Below are 16,523 nucleotides of genomic sequence, written 5' to 3'. Positions count from 1 at the left end.
TTCGTTCACCATCCAATTTATAAAATAAAATGACTGAGGTCCTTATCTGTAGCAATAGATTTCAACTTCTCATTAACATAGTTTTCAGTGATCTCAATATTGCCTATACCAATATCTGAGGCCTCGAATGATAGTTCTTCCAACAGCTTCTCCAATATGGTGTGCAGGCGTCTGGCACCGATATTATCTGTCTCTTGATTTACTTGATAAGCGATCTCTGCTAATCGATTGATTGCCTCATCTGTAAAGGAGATTGTAATCCCTTCTGTGCCCAGTAATGCTTTATATTGTTTGATTAATGAGTTGGATGGTTCTCCTAGTATTCGCTTAAAATCTGCTACAGTCAATTTCTCAAATTCTACTCTAATAGGGAAACGCCCCTGCAATTCTGGGATCAAATCAGAAGGTTTAGACATATGAAAAGCACCCGCCGCAATAAAAAGCATGTGATCTGTCTTAACTGGACCATACTTCGTCACAATAGAGGATCCTTCCACAATCGGCAAGATATCACGCTGTACCCCTTCTCGAGATACATTCGCAGATTGTTCCTGCTTAACGGCTATCTTATCCATCTCATCAATAAAAATAATCCCTGTTTGTTCTGCCTTCTCCAAGGCCTGCTGTGTAACTTGATCCATATCGATTAATTTCTGGGCTTCTTGATGTGTCAAGGCCTTTCTGGCTTCTTTGACTGGAAGTGTGCGGTTCTTCTTTTTCTTAGGGAAGAGCTGACCAAAAGCATCTTGCATATTCATCCCCATCTGTTCCATACCAGAACCTTGCAGCATATCAAACATATTAGGAGACTGCTCCTCTACTTCAATCGTAACCATCCTGTCTTCTAACTCTCCCAGGTCTAATAAACGTTTCGTTTGCTGGCGCTGTTGCTTAATCGAGTCTTTTTCTGGAGTATCTTCAGTTTCTGCAGTTTGCTGTTGATTAGGATTCATAAAAATTTCGAACGGATTTTTGGCACCATGCTGCCGTTTCTTGCCTGACGGCACAAGTAATTCAACTATTCGCTGATTGGCCTGTTCTTCTGCCTTATCCTTCACTTGCTCGGCCGCTTCCTCTTTCGTCATGCGAATGGCCATTTCCACCAAATCACGTACCATGGATTCAACATCACGCCCAACATAACCAACCTCAGTATACTTGGTTGCCTCGACCTTTATAAAAGGGGCACCAACCAGCTTGGCTAATCTTCTGGCCACTTCTGTCTTACCTACCCCTGTTGGACCAATCATCAGGATATTTTTCGGTACTACTTCATTCCTTAATTCCTCCGGCAGCTGCATACGGCGGTATCTATTTCGCAATGCTACTGCTACTGATTTTTTTGCCTCTTGTTGTCCAATAATATATTCATCTAACTTCGCCACAATTTGTTTTGGAGTCAAGTTCACTGACATTTTGCTCACCTCTAATTATTCAATTTCTTCTAAGATTAATTGATCATTTGTAAACACACAAATTTCTCCTGCTATTTCTAAAGAAGCTTTGGCAATTTCCTTTGCTTCCATATCAGGGGCGTGTTGCTTAAGCGCCCTGCCTGCACTTAAGGCATAGTTTCCTCCTGAGCCAATTGCCAGAATGCCGTCATCAGGTTCAATGACTTCACCAGTACCAGAAATTAATAAGAGCTCATTTTTATCCATTACAATCAACATAGCTTCTAGTTTTCGCAAGTATTTATCATTTCGCCAGTCCTTTGCCAATTCAACGGCTGCCCTTGACAAGTTACCGTCAAAGGTCTCCAGCTTGGCTTCAAAACTTTCAAATAAGGTAAAGGCATCAGCCACTGAACCAGCAAATCCTGCTAGTACTTTATCTCTAAATAGACGCCTTACCTTCTTGGCGGTGTGCTTCATCACAACCTGATTCCCAAAGGTTACCTGTCCATCCCCGCACATAGCGGCTTTACCTTTGTGTTGTATCGCAAATATAGTTGTTGCATGAAATGATCCCATTAAGCCTTCCTCCTATTTACGTGCCCTTGGATGGGCGTGTTGATATACATTTTTTAAGCGTTCTTTTGAAACGTGTGTATACACTTGAGTAGATGATAGATGGGCATGACCAAGCAAATCTTGCACCGCGCGCAGATCGGCCCCATTATCTAATAAATGTGTTGCAAAGCTATGCCTTAGTTTATGCGGATGTAGATCCATCGTTAACGAGGCTTGATCCACAAGCCGGTTCAAAATCGTCCGTACACCTCTTGCACTTAACGGGTTGCCCTTGGCATTCAAGAATAAATAATCTTGAGGCCGACTATTTTTGTTTAACATGGCCGGCCTTGCTGCTTCGATATATTCCAATAATGACTTATAGGCATATTTTCCAAAAGGAACATACCTCTCTTTATTTCCCTTACCCAGCACCAAGACTGTCTGCAATTCTAAATCTACATTCTTCAATTGCAGTTGTACACATTCGCTCACACGAATCCCTGTACCATACAAAACTTCTAATAATGCCTTGTTGCGTTTGCCTAAAGGCGTCGTAGTATCGATCGAGTCAAACAAAAGCTTTAATTCTTCCTGATACATCATATCAGGAATCAGCTGATCTGTTTTCGATAATTGTAGTTGGGCAAATGGGTTGTTGGCCGCGATTCCTTCTCTCATCATAAACTTGAAAAAAGAACGTAAACTCGAGACCTGTCGGTTTACAGATCGCTTAGAAAGCCCTTTGTTGTATAACTCTGTCAAATAGGCTCTAATCATGAAGTAATCTACTTCGTTTATGGCTGGAACATCTTCATTAATCAAGAATTGAATAAAGTTGCTGACATCCTTTTCATACGCCTGGATTGTCAGGGGCGAGGCGTTCTTCTCGATTTGCAAATATTCCAAAAATGAAAGCCAATATTTATTGTAATCCATATGCCACCTCTTAATGCGTTAAAATAGTAACACAATCATTGATAAACTTCAATTCACATCGTTATTAACTAACTGACTACTATTATCTTATCATTGTTTTTCGAATATGAACAATCATTAACAAACGGAACGTACAGCATATTTCTGAAAGGACAAGCATGGAGAGGCATTTTTGTCTATACTTTCTTATAAAGCTCAACCTTCACACATAACTCCTCTCCGTTGTTACACCTGCCTTATCATTATTTTGACTTAATAAACGTGCGAAGGTTCGCTCCTGCCAACCACTTCGCTTTCCATGGGGACGGCCTCAGCTAATTTGAAAAGGAAGATCGCCTTTTCAAGTGGATCTTCAGCTCGTCCTGTTCCCATAGGAGTCTACGCAGTTGCCCTGCGCTGGAAAATAGTTCTACACTTCATGCGAGAAATAGCATCATGGCTGGACGGTCTTTGGGATAGCTTATCTCATTATTTCTGATGGAAGCATTCTATGAAAGAAAATGAACAACATCACCATCAAGGTTCTTTTCATCCTTATACCTACAATCAATGAAGCAACGTTATGGTCAACATCCCTAGTTGTCCAATTCATCTCTAACAAGAAAGTCTCTTTATAGATTGATCCATATTCTTCACTTTCTAAACTTCTGTTCTGTTTATCATTTCTTGATGAATTAGCAGAAGATGTTAAAACTCGCAAACGTTGTAGAAACAGACCATAGCGAAGTCCGACCGTTTCGACTCCGTTGGAAAAGTGACAAGTGCCAAATAAAAACGTAGGGACTGAACGGGCATAACTGAGATAAAGGAATCACGATGAGCTTGTGAATCGATGATGACTTATCGTAGGGCATGACCGGAAGTCACCTAGTATTTGGCACTTACAACTAGACACGGATTCGCATGATCTGAAGATCCATTTTTGTCAAGTGCTCTTCTTGACAAAAATTAGCTGAAGAGCATGCCCCTCGGAAAGCGAAACGGTCAGCCGCAGCGCAACGTAACTGCAAATACCTGTGTCTATGGGGTGCGAAAATAAAAAGAACCGAGGACAGAGCTTTATGATCTGTTCTCGGTTCTTTTTCATATTTACTAACATGCTGGAGGCGATCAGCCTTGTTCTTCTTCTTTATAATCACACTTCGAACATTGTACTTGAGCCTTTTTCTTGTTTTTCTTTTCTACTAGCATAGAGTTACATTTTGGACAGTCTCTTCCTACTGGTTTATCCCATGAAATAAATTCACATTCTGGATAATTATCACAGCCGTAAAATGTCCTTCGCTTCTTCGTTTTTCGCTCGACAATGTTACCTTCCTTACAAGCAGGACATTTCACACCAATCTCTTTTAGAATCGGCTTAGTGTTGCGACAATCTGGGAAGTTTGAGCAGGCAAGAAACTTACCATATCTGCCCATCTTATAGACCATCTCATGACCGCATTTCTCACAGTTGACACCTGCTGGCTCATCGCGGATTTCCACTTTCTCCATTTCTTGCTGGGCTATATCTAAGCGTTTTTCAAAGCCTTGATAGAATTGATCGATGATAGCAATCCACTCGGTTTTTCCTTCTTCTATCGCATCTAGGTCACCTTCCATTTTTACCGTAAAGGCCACATCAATAATTTCAGGGAAAAACTCCTCAATTAGCTTCGTAACAATTTCACCTAGTTCGGTTGGGACAAAGCGACGGTTATCCAAAGCAACATACCCACGGCGCTGAATGGTATCTAGTGTAGGTGCGTAAGTGGACGGACGCCCAATCCCTTTTTCCTCCATTGTTTTGACTAATCTGGCCTCTGTATAACGTGGAGGCGGCTGTGTAAAATGCTGATTTGGAGTGATCTTCTCCGCTTTGACTGTTTCTTCTTCTTGAAGATCAGGAAGCCACTTATCCTTTTGGTTTGTTTGATCATCTGAACTCTCGATATATACGCCCATAAACCCCTTAAACTTGATTTTGGAGCCAGTAGCCCTGAATTCCACCCCATTATTAGTTAAATGAACTGTCATCGTGTCCATTACTGCTGGCGCCATTTGACTGGCAATAAATCGTTCCCAAACTAATTTATATAACTTATATTGATCACGAGACAACGTCTGCTTTAATGATTGAGGATCCCTAAAGGCGTTAGTAGGCCGGATCGCTTCATGGGCATCCTGTGCACCTTCTGAGTTTTTGGCTTTTTTAGCTGCACCGGTATACTCTTTTCCATGGTTTGCCTCAATATATTCTCTTGCTTGTGACTGTGCCGTATCGGAAACCCTAGTCGAATCGGTACGCATATAGGTAATTAAACCTGTTGTTCCTCCCTCACTTCTGCCAAGGTCGATCCCTTCATACAGCTGTTGAGCAACCATCATTGTTTTTCGAGCACGGAAGTTTAGTTTCCTTGCCGCTTCTTGCTGCAGTGAAGAGGTTGTAAACGGAGGCGAAGGATTGCGTTTTCTTTCTCTCTTATTTACTTTCGATACTAAGAAGCTTTTATCATCCAGGCTAGCTAATACTTTATCGACATCTTCTTTTGATTTAAGAGCCTTCTTCTTCCCATCTATTCCATAAAAACTGCCTTCAAAGGCTTGTTTTCCTTTAAAGAAATTGGCATCGATACTCCAATATTCTTCTGGTTTAAAATGCTTGATTTCATTTTCACGATCAATAATCATTTTAACCGCAACAGATTGCACCCGTCCTGCACTTAACCCTTTTTTAACTTTCTGCCATAATAACGGGCTAATATTATAACCTACCAGCCGATCTAAAATTCGTCTTGCCTGCTGGGCATCAACTAAATCCATGTTTATCTTGCGAGGATGCTTGAAGGATTCTTTAACCGCATCTTTCGTAATCTCATTAAAAACAACACGACATTCACTATTCGTATCAATATTTAAACTATGTGCCAAATGCCAAGCGATTGCTTCCCCTTCACGATCGGGGTCAGCTGCCAGGTATATTTTATCAGCTTTCTTAGCAGCTGTTTTTAGTTCTTTTAATACAGGTCCTTTTCCACGAATGGTAATATACTTCGGTTGATAATTATTCTCTACATCGACACCTGTTTGACTTTTTGGTAAGTCGCGTACATGTCCCATCGATGCCTTCACTTTGTATTTCTTGCCTAAGTAACGTTCAATTGTTTTTGCTTTTGCTGGTGATTCCACAATTACAAGATATTGTGCCATATATCCATACCCTCCCAAGAGGTAAAGTCATTTTCATTCTTTTTTATAGTGTATGTTCCCAAAGCTTGGTAAAAATGTGTTTTACACTTATCAAAAAGACCTTTCTCTTTCAATACATTTAATAAAGTCTCCCCCATAACAGCCGGGGTTTCTGCTACTTCAATACCACAGGCATTCATGGTCTTAATTTTTTCTTCTGCCGTTCCTTGACCGCCTGAAATAATCGCACCAGCATGTCCCATACGCTTCCCTGGAGGTGCTGTACGACCGCCGATGAAGCCTACTACAGGCTTTGTCATATTAGCTTTTACCCATTTGGCAGCTTCTTCTTCTGCCGTACCGCCGATTTCTCCAATCATAATTACTGCTTCGGTTTCTGGATCTTCGTTAAATGCCTTTAAGACATCAATGAAATCTGTCCCATTTACAGGGTCCCCGCCAATACCTACTGCAGTAGATTGACCGAATCCTTTTTCTGATAATTGATGAACAGCCTCATATGTCAGTGTTCCTGAACGAGAAACTACGCCAATGTGGCCTTTTTTGTGGATATAGCCTGGCATAATACCAATCTTACACTCTTCAGGCGTAATAACACCAGGGCAGTTTGGACCTACTAGACGGGTCTTCTTACCTTCCATATAGCGTTTAACCTTCAACATATCCATCACTGGAATATGTTCTGTAATACAGATGACCAAATCCAATTCAGCATCTACTGCTTCTATGATGGCATCAGCTGCAAATGGTGCTGGTACATATATGACAGAGGCATTTGCGCCAGTCTGGCTCACCGCTTCTGATACAGTATTAAACACAGGTACACCTTCTACTTCTGTACCACCTTTTTTCGGTGTGACACCCCCAACAATCTGGGTACCATATTCTAGCATTTGCTTTGTATGAAAAAGTGCTGTCGAACCAGTTATTCCCTGCACTAGCACCTTTGTATCTTTATTAATAAAAACACTCATCTGAATGGCTCCTCCTTTTTACTGTCTAGATATTGATTATTGTGCTTCATTTACTAATGCGACGATTTTTTCTGCGCCATCTGCCATCGATTCTGCTGGTGTAATGTTCAATCCAGAATCTGCGAGAATTTGCTTCCCTGCTTCTACATTGGTTCCCTCTAAACGAACAACTAAAGGTATGGTTAAGCCGACCTCTTTGGTAGCTTGTACAACCCCTTCTGCAATTACGTCACATTTCATAATACCACCAAAGATATTAACAAAAATCCCTTTCACTTGATCATCAGATAGGATAATCTTGAAGGCTTCGGTAACTTTCTCTGCAGTAGCACCGCCCCCAACATCTAGAAAGTTCGCCGGATCACCGTGATAATGTTTGATAATATCCATTGTTGCCATCGCAAGGCCAGCACCATTAACCATACAGCCAATGTTACCATCCAATGCAATATAGCTTAGATCATATTTCGACGCCTCGATTTCCTTCTCATCCTCTTCATCTAAATCACGATATGCCACAATATCTTTTTGACGGAACAGCGCATTATCATCAAAGTTAAGTTTTGCATCTAATGCGAGCACTTCTCCATCTCCAGTTGTGACTAATGGATTGATTTCAGCAATCGAGCAATCTTTTTCTACGAATAATTGATATAAACCCATCATAAATTTAACCGCTTTCGATAGGTATTCAGCCGGAATATTAATATTGAAAGCTAGACGACGAGCTTGATATGGCAATAATCCTGTTACTGGATCAATCACTTCTTTGAAGATTTTCTCTGGTGTCTTTGCCGCTACTTCTTCGATCTCTGTACCGCCTTCTTCTGAGGCCATCATGGTTACACGCGAAGTAGCTCTGTCTAATACCACACCTACATAATATTCTTTTTGAATATCACAGCCTGCCTCAATCAGCAAACGCTTAACTTCTCTGCCTTCCGGACCTGTCTGGTGAGTTACTAGCGTTTTGCCAAGAATCTCATCTGCATATGTACGGACTTCTTCTACATTTTTAGCAACCTTCACGCCTCCTGCTTTTCCGCGGCCCCCTGCGTGAATTTGTGCCTTAACTACTGTTACAGCCGTGCCTAATTCCTCGGCAGCTGATACAGCTTCATCTACGGTATAGGCTACTTTACCATCAGGCACAGTAACACCATAACTTCGCAAAATTTCTTTGCCTTGATACTCATGAATATTCATGTTTCATCCTCCCATCAATTTATCACTGCATGTATATTGTATAAAAAGATGCTAGTCATTGTCTAGAGAATAATACTAGTAATGAAGAAATACTATATTAAAAATTGTCTAAAACAATCAAAAAAAATTAGGAGTACAACCAAGATTTTAATAGATAGTGGTGTCTATTCAGGACTTTTTGGTTTTGAGCATGCACTATTAAAATATATCTATATCCATCCGATCAGATATTCAGCTTGTCTCTATTCCAGAAAAAGCAGGCTTTTGTGTTGCCCTCCTGTTTAATTGTTTTGCCATAACAAATACCGGTTTTGTAATACTTCATCAAAATACCTTATTTCGGAACATTTTTATCAATCTGATAGATGTAGGCGAATACCTCTGCTACAGCTTGATACAATTCTTCTGGAATCTCTTCATTTATATTCAGCTCAGATAACAAGGCTACCAATGAAGGGTCTGATTGAATGGGAATATGGTTCGCCTTTGCTCGTTCGATAATTTCTTCAGCGACATACCCCTTCCCTGCGGCCGTGACTTTTGGGCTCTGCTCTCTTGTAACATCATACTGTAATGCTGCTGCTCGTTTACGATAGATTTCCTCTTTCATATCCGATAGTCAATCCCTTCATTGCTTGATATAGTCTGATTCTCGTGACGACCAGGCTTCTCCACTTCATTGATCGGTTTGTGTGTAACACTGGAAAGGTGATAGTCAAGCTCTGACAATTTGGTTTTTAACATCGGCTTAAATTGTTCTACCAATGACGTAACCGCCGGATTTTCATTATAAATCGTTAGATGTACAACTCGTTTCTGAATAGACATAGCCATGATGGTTTCTCCAATATGGTGCAGCTGTAAATGAAATAAAATCCGGCAATAATCTGCATCAATCATTTCAGCATCTGATGACTGTTTCCCTTCAAACTGAATATTGATATCTTCCACCAGCCCGAGACGTTCCCCTGGTATCTGAACAGGGATATGAAGCATACTTTGTTCGGTTTGCACCATATTTAGCTGTAAACCAGTCAAACTGTGTATCAGACGTTGTACATTATTCGCAGCTAAGTCTGGCTGCTGCTGTTGAATCGTCAATAATTGCTGCTTTACGGACTGTGCTGCTTGTTCACGATCAGTAGGTGCATGGGTATCCGACAGCTGCAGAGCCGTTCGTATCATTTGTACCAGCTGCTCTTTTGTAACAGTCTGCTGATCGCCTAAAGCCGTCTGCAGCTGCTGAGCGATGAATTGTTGATTGGCATGCTGTACTGCCCATTGCTTCAGTACCGCAGCAATTTGTTGATTTTGCCCTGTGTTAGCCGTTGCTTGAGTAAACCATTGCTCAAATATCTGGCGATCCGTTACTGATAAATTCTGGTGTATGCCTTGTAAAACTTGGCCAACTCGCTGAATCACGGATTGAACAGTGTCTGCTTGTGTTCTTGATACTGCTGCAGCAATCGATGACTGATCAAATATAGAGTGCTGGCTAAATAAACGATCTGATAACAATGCTAATAAACGAGATATATTGGTTGTATCAGGCTGGCCAAGGTTGGCAATTTTTGCTTCATCTCTTATCCCACTGATTTGATTAAATGACTTCCATAAGTGAACAAATCTGTCTTTTTGGCTAAGAGCGGCCGGATATATTTGATCTGCCTGCATCACAAACGATCGTAATACTTGTTGATCAGTTTCTGATAATTGCACAGCATGCAGCTGCTTTAACAATGATATCGCTTGTTGATTTTGTACCTGTGAAGTATTAGCGGTCTGAAGCCATTGCTGTAATTGTTGGCGATCAGAAGCAGACAAGGCATTAGTCACGCTCAAAAGGACTGAATGATTGAATACCTGTTGCTTCATCACTGGCAGCATCATTGTTTGATTTCCTGCACTTTCAAGCCGTTCAATAAAATGACTTAGTACTTGACGATGATTGTTCTTTAGCGGCAGCTGTTGCTGTAATACTTGATTCAGACGTGCAAGCAGTGTCTCGATGTCTTGTGCAGCCGGCAGATTTCCAGCGGCAAGCTGACTAATAAGTGTAGATTGCTGACCATCTGCCTGCGCTACTATTAGCTGAAGCAGAGAAAAGTTGCTTTTCACCAGTTGCTGTAAGGCTTGCTGTGCCTGTGTATTGGGCAAAGATTGAAACAGTGCCAATTGCTGAGCTAGTTGTTGTCCGACTCCTCGCTGATTAGCCTGCAGATTTAATTGCTGCTGCAGCTGTGTAATTTGTTCCCTAAAAGAACTAGTTTGTGCTGCACGCAAGCTTTGAAAGACCTCTGCAGAAATCGGCAATTGCTGTTGAACCATTTGAAACAAAAGGTCCCGATTGGCAGGAACAGACCCAAATTGATCCAATATTTGGGCGATTTGTTGGGCATCTCTGATCGTAAAAGGGATGTTATTGTTAACCAGCTGCTGAATAAACGTTTTAAGAGCCGTATGGTTAGCTGGCATCCCTAAATCCCGTAACAGTGTGGCACTCAATGATTCTGCCCTCGTGGCAGGAATCTCGCCTATTTTCTTCAAGCTTAACAGATTGTCTGTAGATGTAACCTGAAAGAGATAGTTATGCTTGGCTGATAATGCCGTTTCAATTCGTGCCAGCGTTTTGGTACCTCCAAGCTCAATTAGAGCCCGCTGGTTAGGGTATAATTCTAATACCTTGCCAGTAAGTAATTGACCTGGACGCAAAGTGCTGCCCTGATTGACCTGCCTAATATTATTGGTTGGCAATGAAGAGGAAAATCGCTGCATTTGCACCACTGCTACCTCCTCCTTTCTGTTCTCCATTTTGTGTTCAAAAAGTAGATGTGTGAATACCCTCTTAAAGTGATTTTAGAAAGCTGCTCCGGTGATAAGGAGTTGTACCATATGTTCGAATAGCTTCCAGATGATGACGTGTTCCATATCCGCTGTTCTGATCAAAGTGATAGGCTGGGAATTGCTGATGCAGTTCCTCCATATATCTATCTCTGGTTACTTTAGCCATCACACTAGCAGCTGCAATAGAGATGCTTTTTTGATCTCCTTTGATAATTGATTCCTGTGTTACAGCAAGCTGTTCAAGCTGAACGGCATCGATTAACACATGTTCGACCTTATCTAATTGCTTGATTGCTTGGTACATGGCCTGTTTAGAGGCATTTAAGATATTGATTTGATCAATTGTTTCTGCATCTATCATGGTTATTTGATAATCAATGGCATGCTCTTTGATGTATTGATAAAAGGTTTCTCGTTGTTTTTTAGAAAGTTTTTTAGAGTCATCTAGGCCTATCAACTGAAAATCAGCTGGCAGGACAACTGCTGCTGCCGCCACAGGCCCGGCTAATGGTCCTCTCCCCACTTCATCTACTCCCGCAATATATTTCATCCCTGCCTTCCAGCATCTCTGCTCAAATTGGCTCATTTGCTCATATCGAAGCCATAGTGCCTGGAGTTGTGCTTGTCGTTTGTCATATTGGCTTAACAGCTGCTGTACTCCCTTACGCTCATCATTATGTAATTGTTCCAAAATAGCTGCTTCTACCGTTTCTTTTGACAAATAACTTTTTATTTCGGCAATCGTCCATTTCGTTGACAATGCTATCATCCCCATTTCTTCTATTATCGTCACAAAAACAAAAAAATAAAGAAGCTGTTACTAAGACAGCTCCTTTATTTTACCGCTGGTCATACTGTTTCATTTGGCTGTTCCAATGTTAGTTCGCCAAAATGTCCACTTCGAATATCTTGTAAAATCACTTCTGCGGTTTTCTCATAATTAACCGAACCACCAGCTTCTAAACAGCCTCGTTTGCTGCCGATCGCCTCGAAGACTACAACCATTTCCGATTGTGCTGCTGTTATATCGTACCTTTCCTGCAGCTTATCCGGATAGACGGTTTGCATGTATTGGATGATAAAAGCAGCTACATCTTCTTTTGGCAGCAATTGATCCTTAATCGTACCAATCGCAGCTAAACGCAGACCAACCATTTCCTCTTCAAATTTCGGCCACAAAATACCAGGTGTGTCTAACAATTCAAAATCTTTTTTCACCTTGATCCATTGCTGGTTCTTAGTAACTCCCGGCTTATTGCCTGTTTTTGCTATCTTTTTTTGTGCCAGACGGTTAATTAGGGTCGATTTCCCGACGTTTGGAATACCGATAATCATAGCTCGTGCTGGTCGGGGGCGGACACCTTTCTTCTGAAGGCGTTCCATTTTCTCCCGCGCCATTTCTTTCGCAGTCATGATTACATGCTGAATATCTTGGCGCTGATTAACATCTACCGCAATGGCCATCATGCCTTGTTCGGCAAAATGGGCAAGCCATCGGTTCGTCATCTCCGGATCTGCCAAGTCTTTCTTCATCAATACCATCATCTTCGGTTTTTGATTTAGTATTTGTTGTAATAGTGGATTTTGTGAGGAATATGGAGCTCTCGCATCGACCAATTCAATCACAAAGTCGACTAATTTTAACTTTTCTTGTACTTCTCTTTTGGCCTTTGCCATATGACCTGGAAACCACTGGATTACCATTTTTTACAAAACCTTTCATATCAAGGGTTCCTCCTTGATTTTCACTGATTTTTGATAGATATGCATAGGAGTTTTACACATTTTTATATCTAAGTTCAGAGTAGAACAATGGGATTGTCACCGTCATATCTTCGTTTTGATCTATTATCTCACAAGCCCAAAGCGATTCAGTGGCCAATATGTGAAACTGGCCATACCTTCTATTTGATCAATTGGTACAAATCCAAGATGCCTGCTGTCTGTTGAATCAGGACGATTATCCCCTAGAACAAAGACATGCCCTTCTGGCACAACTTCTTCATTTCCAGGGATATCTGCCATAGAAAAATTAGTGGTATAATTAAATTGCTCATCCGCACGTTCTGCTTCAATAAAGGGCTCTGCAACCGGCTCCCCATTGACATACAGTTGATCATCCTGATAAACAATCGCGTCGCCTGGTAAGCCAATAACTCGCTTGATATAATCTTCTTGAGCCGTAGCATGAAAAACAACGACATCAAAACGGTCAGGCTCACTAAACATTAAGCTTATTTTATTAACAATCACTCGGTCCTTATCTACCAATGTCGGCAGCATAGAAGGGCCGTCCACAACAATCGGTATAGCAATAAACATCCGTAAGATGAAGATGATGCCCACTGTAATCACAATGGTTTTAACCCAATCAACCCAATCTTGCTTCTTCTCTGCCATAAAGATTCCTTCCTTTTACACCTTGGTTACTCAATTATTAAAAAAATGATAGAAAGTATAGAATTTTTGCACCGTACGAACGAAATATAATTATCCTCTATTCACGGATGTTTCCATCATTATATCAGTAAAAGAGGTCGCACTAAAGCTAGTCCTTTTGAAATTGATAAAAAGGAGCCTGACTGCTCAAGCTCCTTTTACATCAACATAATTAGCGAATTTCTTTGATACGCGCAGCTTTACCACGTAATTTACGCAGATAATAAAGCTTAGCACGACGAACTTTACCGCGACGGCTAACTTCGATTTTATCAATTCGTGGTGAATGCAATGGGAATGTACGTTCCACTCCTACACCGTAAGAAATCTTACGAACTGTAAATGTTTCACTAATTCCACCGTTTTGTCGTTTAATTACAACACCTTCAAATACCTGAATACGCTCACGAGTACCCTCAACTACCTTCACGTGAACTTTCACTGTATCACCGGCACGGAATGCTGGTAAATCAGTTTTCAGTTGATCTTTTGTAATTTCTTCGATTAATTTCTGCATTCTCTTACACTCCTTCCAAACCAATGTTCTTAACGTTCTAATTACGCCAGCGGAACATCGTTTATTCACCTTAAGCGTTCACTTAAGCACAAATATCAATATAGCATAATCATAGTGATATTTCAACTATTATTTCGTGAGGATTGCCATTCTTTTATCCATTCTTGTTCTTGATCTGTCAAATCGATATTTTCCAGTAAATCCCCTCGGCGAAAATAAGTTCGTTTCAAAGCTTCTTTTCGACGCCATTCCTCGATGTGGGCATGATTGCCTGACAGCAATACCTCAGGCACCTTCATACCTCTGAAATCGGCTGGTCTTGTGTAATGAGGATGTTCTAACAGGCCAGTAGAGAATGAGTCTTGTACGGCAGACGCCTCATTACCTAATACCCCTGGCAGCAGGCGAACTACACTATCGATCACTGCCATTGCCCCTAATTCACCACCTGTTAACACATAATCACCGATCGATATCTCATCTGTCACCAGTTCGGTCCGAATTCGCTCATCATAGCCTTCATAATGACCACAAATAAAAATAAGCTGTTCTTCTTTGGCGAGCTCCTCTGCCTTCTGTTGGCTGTATCGTTCCCCTTGAGGGCACATTAAGATTACTCTCGGCTTGCTGGTTATCTTCTCTATTTGGTGAACAGCATCGAAAATAGGCTGAGGCATTAACACCATGCCGGCTCCTCCACCATAGGGATAGTCATCTACTTTATTATGTTTGTTATCCGTAAACTCACGAAAATTAGTGATTTGATACTGAAAAGCCCCTAAATCCTGCGCTTTCTTCAAGATAGAAGATTGCAGCACACCTGCAAACATTTCTGGGAATAGTGACAAAATATCTATTTTCATTCGTTTAATAGTCCTTCCATTGGTTCTATCGTGATTTCGCCATTCTCTACATCCACTTGTTTAACGACATCTTCGATATAGGGAATTAAATGCTGCTTTCCTTCCCCTTTCACTACCCATATATCATTCGCTCCAGGAGAGAGAATTTCTGTTACCTTGCCAATCCATAGACCGTCTGTTGTCTTTACTTCACAGCCGACTATTTCATGATAATAGAACTCATTTTCTGCTAAATCAGCTAACTGTTCTTTATTGATAACAAGCAGGGAATCTTTAAACGGCTCTACGTCGTTAATATTATTCCATCCTTCGAAATGCAATAGATCAAAATTTTTATGCAGGCGATGGCCGTCAATGGTTACTTGCTGCAATTGCTCTTCATCTTTCTTTTTGATCCAAAGCACATTTCCTATTTCAAACCGTTCTTCAAAATCTGTAATACGAATTACCCTTACTTCGCCTTTTATTCCATGGGTATTTACTATCTTTCCTACCTTTAAATATTCCATACGCACAGTACCACCTTCCTATTTATGTAATTTTAGTAATTATACCATCTTTGATCGTAATAGACTTTTCTTCCATTACTTCCTGCCAATTCATGCCTTCCTCAATTTCAATCAGTGCCTCTACTTCGCCCTCTTGAACTTGGCTTCCTAATGGCAGAACTTGCAGTTGTTCTAATTTATATTTATACCATTTAATATGGTCTTGTCGACTGGCAATACGTTTGCTGAATTTAGCTGCAATGTCTTCTTTCTTTCCTACCGTCTGCTGTTCCATTTTCTTTTGTTCAAATTTGAGCTGTTCACATTCTTGCTCCAGTTTAAAGATCTTGATTTGATATTCTTCCGCTAACTGTTCTTTACTATGATCTGTTACTACTTTTTTTATTGGAATTTTTTTTATGATTTTCATATCTGTCAGCCTCTCTCCCCTAATGCTCACAAGGAATAAACATATCTATTAAAAGAATAGCATGTATTTTATTGATCATGCAAGTACATGCCAAGAAGTGTAAGATTTAGCTGCAACATATATATCACCATTAATAAAAACTCAAGTTGTCCTACGTATTGGTTCATTTGTATAAATGAACCAATCGCAAGCATTGAGTCAGTGTTTTCGAATTAGAAGAGCATTTAGTCCTTTACCTTTTAGCCAAGATAGATGTCCGCTACGAGAAGTCGCTTTCCGCAGGCATGGCTTCAGCTAACTTGAATAAGAAGAACACTTTTTCAAGTGGATCTTCAGCTCATGCTATTCCTTTGTTTGGCTACAAGCGTCAAAAACCAGACAATTTCCCGTCAGTGCCCTACGATAAGTCATCATCGATTCGTAAACTCTTCTAATCTTGGCTAAGAAATGTTAGAATTCAATTACACGCATCTCCCTTTTGTTTTTGGTTTATTGGTCTAAACAAAGTCTAACAAAATTAGGAGATGTCGTGTTTTATTTTTTGAATTTTTCTATATCCCAACAAATATTTTAGAGCCGAAAAAATTATATACTTTCTGGTGTATGAAATAATTAATTCGTACACAAAAAGTCCCATTGACTATGCTACGATTGAAATACTTAACCAAGTTTAATCAATCAT

At 40.6% G+C, this 16,523-nt stretch carries 14 protein-coding genes and 1 pseudogene; all 15 read right to left on the bottom strand.

Annotated features, from left to right (window positions below; all coding sequences use genetic code 11):
- Positions 1-17 precede the first annotated feature (17 nt).
- Positions 18-1,415 carry an HslU--HslV peptidase ATPase subunit gene (hslU, locus tag JOD18_RS14660; protein ID WP_204669891.1) on the bottom strand — a complete coding sequence of 466 codons (1,398 nt, stop codon included), beginning with the start codon at positions 1,413-1,415 and terminating at the stop codon, positions 18-20.
- A 15-nt stretch (positions 1,416-1,430) separates the two neighbouring features.
- The gene (hslV, locus tag JOD18_RS14655; RefSeq protein WP_204669889.1) at positions 1,431-1,973 is read right to left on the bottom strand and encodes an ATP-dependent protease subunit HslV; all 543 of its coding nucleotides are present in this window, start codon (positions 1,971-1,973) and stop codon (positions 1,431-1,433) included.
- Positions 1,974-1,985: 12 nt separating this feature from the next.
- A complete protein-coding gene (gene xerC / locus JOD18_RS14650; protein ID WP_204669887.1) occupies positions 1,986-2,891 on the bottom strand; it encodes a tyrosine recombinase XerC in 906 nt (301 codons plus the stop codon).
- A 1,110-nt stretch (positions 2,892-4,001) separates the two neighbouring features.
- The gene (gene topA / locus JOD18_RS14645) at positions 4,002-6,080 is read right to left on the bottom strand and encodes a type I DNA topoisomerase (protein ID WP_204669885.1); all 2,079 of its coding nucleotides are present in this window, start codon (positions 6,078-6,080) and stop codon (positions 4,002-4,004) included.
- Between the two features lie 74 nt (positions 6,081-6,154).
- Positions 6,155-7,054, bottom strand: a pseudogene (sucD, locus tag JOD18_RS14640) (succinate--CoA ligase subunit alpha); the annotation flags it as partial.
- Between the two features lie 36 nt (positions 7,055-7,090).
- Positions 7,091-8,260: an ADP-forming succinate--CoA ligase subunit beta gene (sucC, locus tag JOD18_RS14635; protein WP_204669883.1), complete on the bottom strand. Its 1,170-nt coding sequence runs from the start codon at positions 8,258-8,260 to the stop codon at positions 7,091-7,093.
- Positions 8,261-8,594: 334 nt separating this feature from the next.
- Positions 8,595-8,870 carry an EscU/YscU/HrcU family type III secretion system export apparatus switch protein gene (locus JOD18_RS14630; protein WP_204669882.1) on the bottom strand — a complete coding sequence of 92 codons (276 nt, stop codon included), beginning with the start codon at positions 8,868-8,870 and terminating at the stop codon, positions 8,595-8,597.
- Positions 8,867-11,044: a hypothetical protein gene (locus tag JOD18_RS14625; RefSeq protein WP_204669881.1), complete on the bottom strand. Its 2,178-nt coding sequence runs from the start codon at positions 11,042-11,044 to the stop codon at positions 8,867-8,869. Before JOD18_RS14625 ends, JOD18_RS14630 begins: the two co-directional genes overlap by 4 nt.
- 61 nt (positions 11,045-11,105) lie before the next feature.
- Positions 11,106-11,864: a ribonuclease HII gene (locus JOD18_RS14620; RefSeq protein WP_239588148.1), complete on the bottom strand. Its 759-nt coding sequence runs from the start codon at positions 11,862-11,864 to the stop codon at positions 11,106-11,108.
- An 89-nt stretch (positions 11,865-11,953) separates the two neighbouring features.
- A complete protein-coding gene (gene ylqF / locus JOD18_RS14615; RefSeq protein ID WP_204669879.1) occupies positions 11,954-12,808 on the bottom strand; it encodes a ribosome biogenesis GTPase YlqF in 855 nt (284 codons plus the stop codon).
- Between the two features lie 144 nt (positions 12,809-12,952).
- A complete protein-coding gene (gene lepB / locus JOD18_RS14610; RefSeq protein ID WP_204669878.1) occupies positions 12,953-13,504 on the bottom strand; it encodes a signal peptidase I in 552 nt (183 codons plus the stop codon).
- Positions 13,505-13,715: 211 nt separating this feature from the next.
- On the bottom strand, positions 13,716-14,060 hold the full coding sequence (gene rplS / locus JOD18_RS14605; RefSeq protein WP_204669877.1) for a 50S ribosomal protein L19: 345 nt from the start codon (positions 14,058-14,060) through the stop codon (positions 13,716-13,718).
- A 122-nt stretch (positions 14,061-14,182) separates the two neighbouring features.
- Positions 14,183-14,923, bottom strand: coding sequence for a tRNA (guanosine(37)-N1)-methyltransferase TrmD (trmD, locus tag JOD18_RS14600; RefSeq protein ID WP_204669876.1), 741 nt, complete (start codon positions 14,921-14,923; stop codon positions 14,183-14,185).
- Positions 14,920-15,432 (bottom strand): ribosome maturation factor RimM, encoded by a 513-nt coding sequence (rimM, locus tag JOD18_RS14595; RefSeq protein ID WP_204669875.1) that lies wholly within the window; start codon positions 15,430-15,432, stop codon positions 14,920-14,922. The genes trmD and rimM overlap by 4 nt, the downstream gene beginning before the upstream one ends.
- Positions 15,433-15,454: 22 nt before the next feature.
- Positions 15,455-15,841 carry a YlqD family protein gene (locus JOD18_RS14590; RefSeq protein WP_204669874.1) on the bottom strand — a complete coding sequence of 129 codons (387 nt, stop codon included), beginning with the start codon at positions 15,839-15,841 and terminating at the stop codon, positions 15,455-15,457.
- Positions 15,842-16,523: the final 682 nt, after the last annotated feature.

This window comes from Gracilibacillus alcaliphilus, from assembly GCF_016909015.1.
Classification (GTDB): Bacteria; Bacillota; Bacilli; order Bacillales; family Amphibacillaceae; genus Gracilibacillus; species Gracilibacillus alcaliphilus.
The sequence above is the reverse complement of the archived record's forward strand: the minus strand, read 5'-3'. Positions and strand labels throughout refer to the sequence as shown.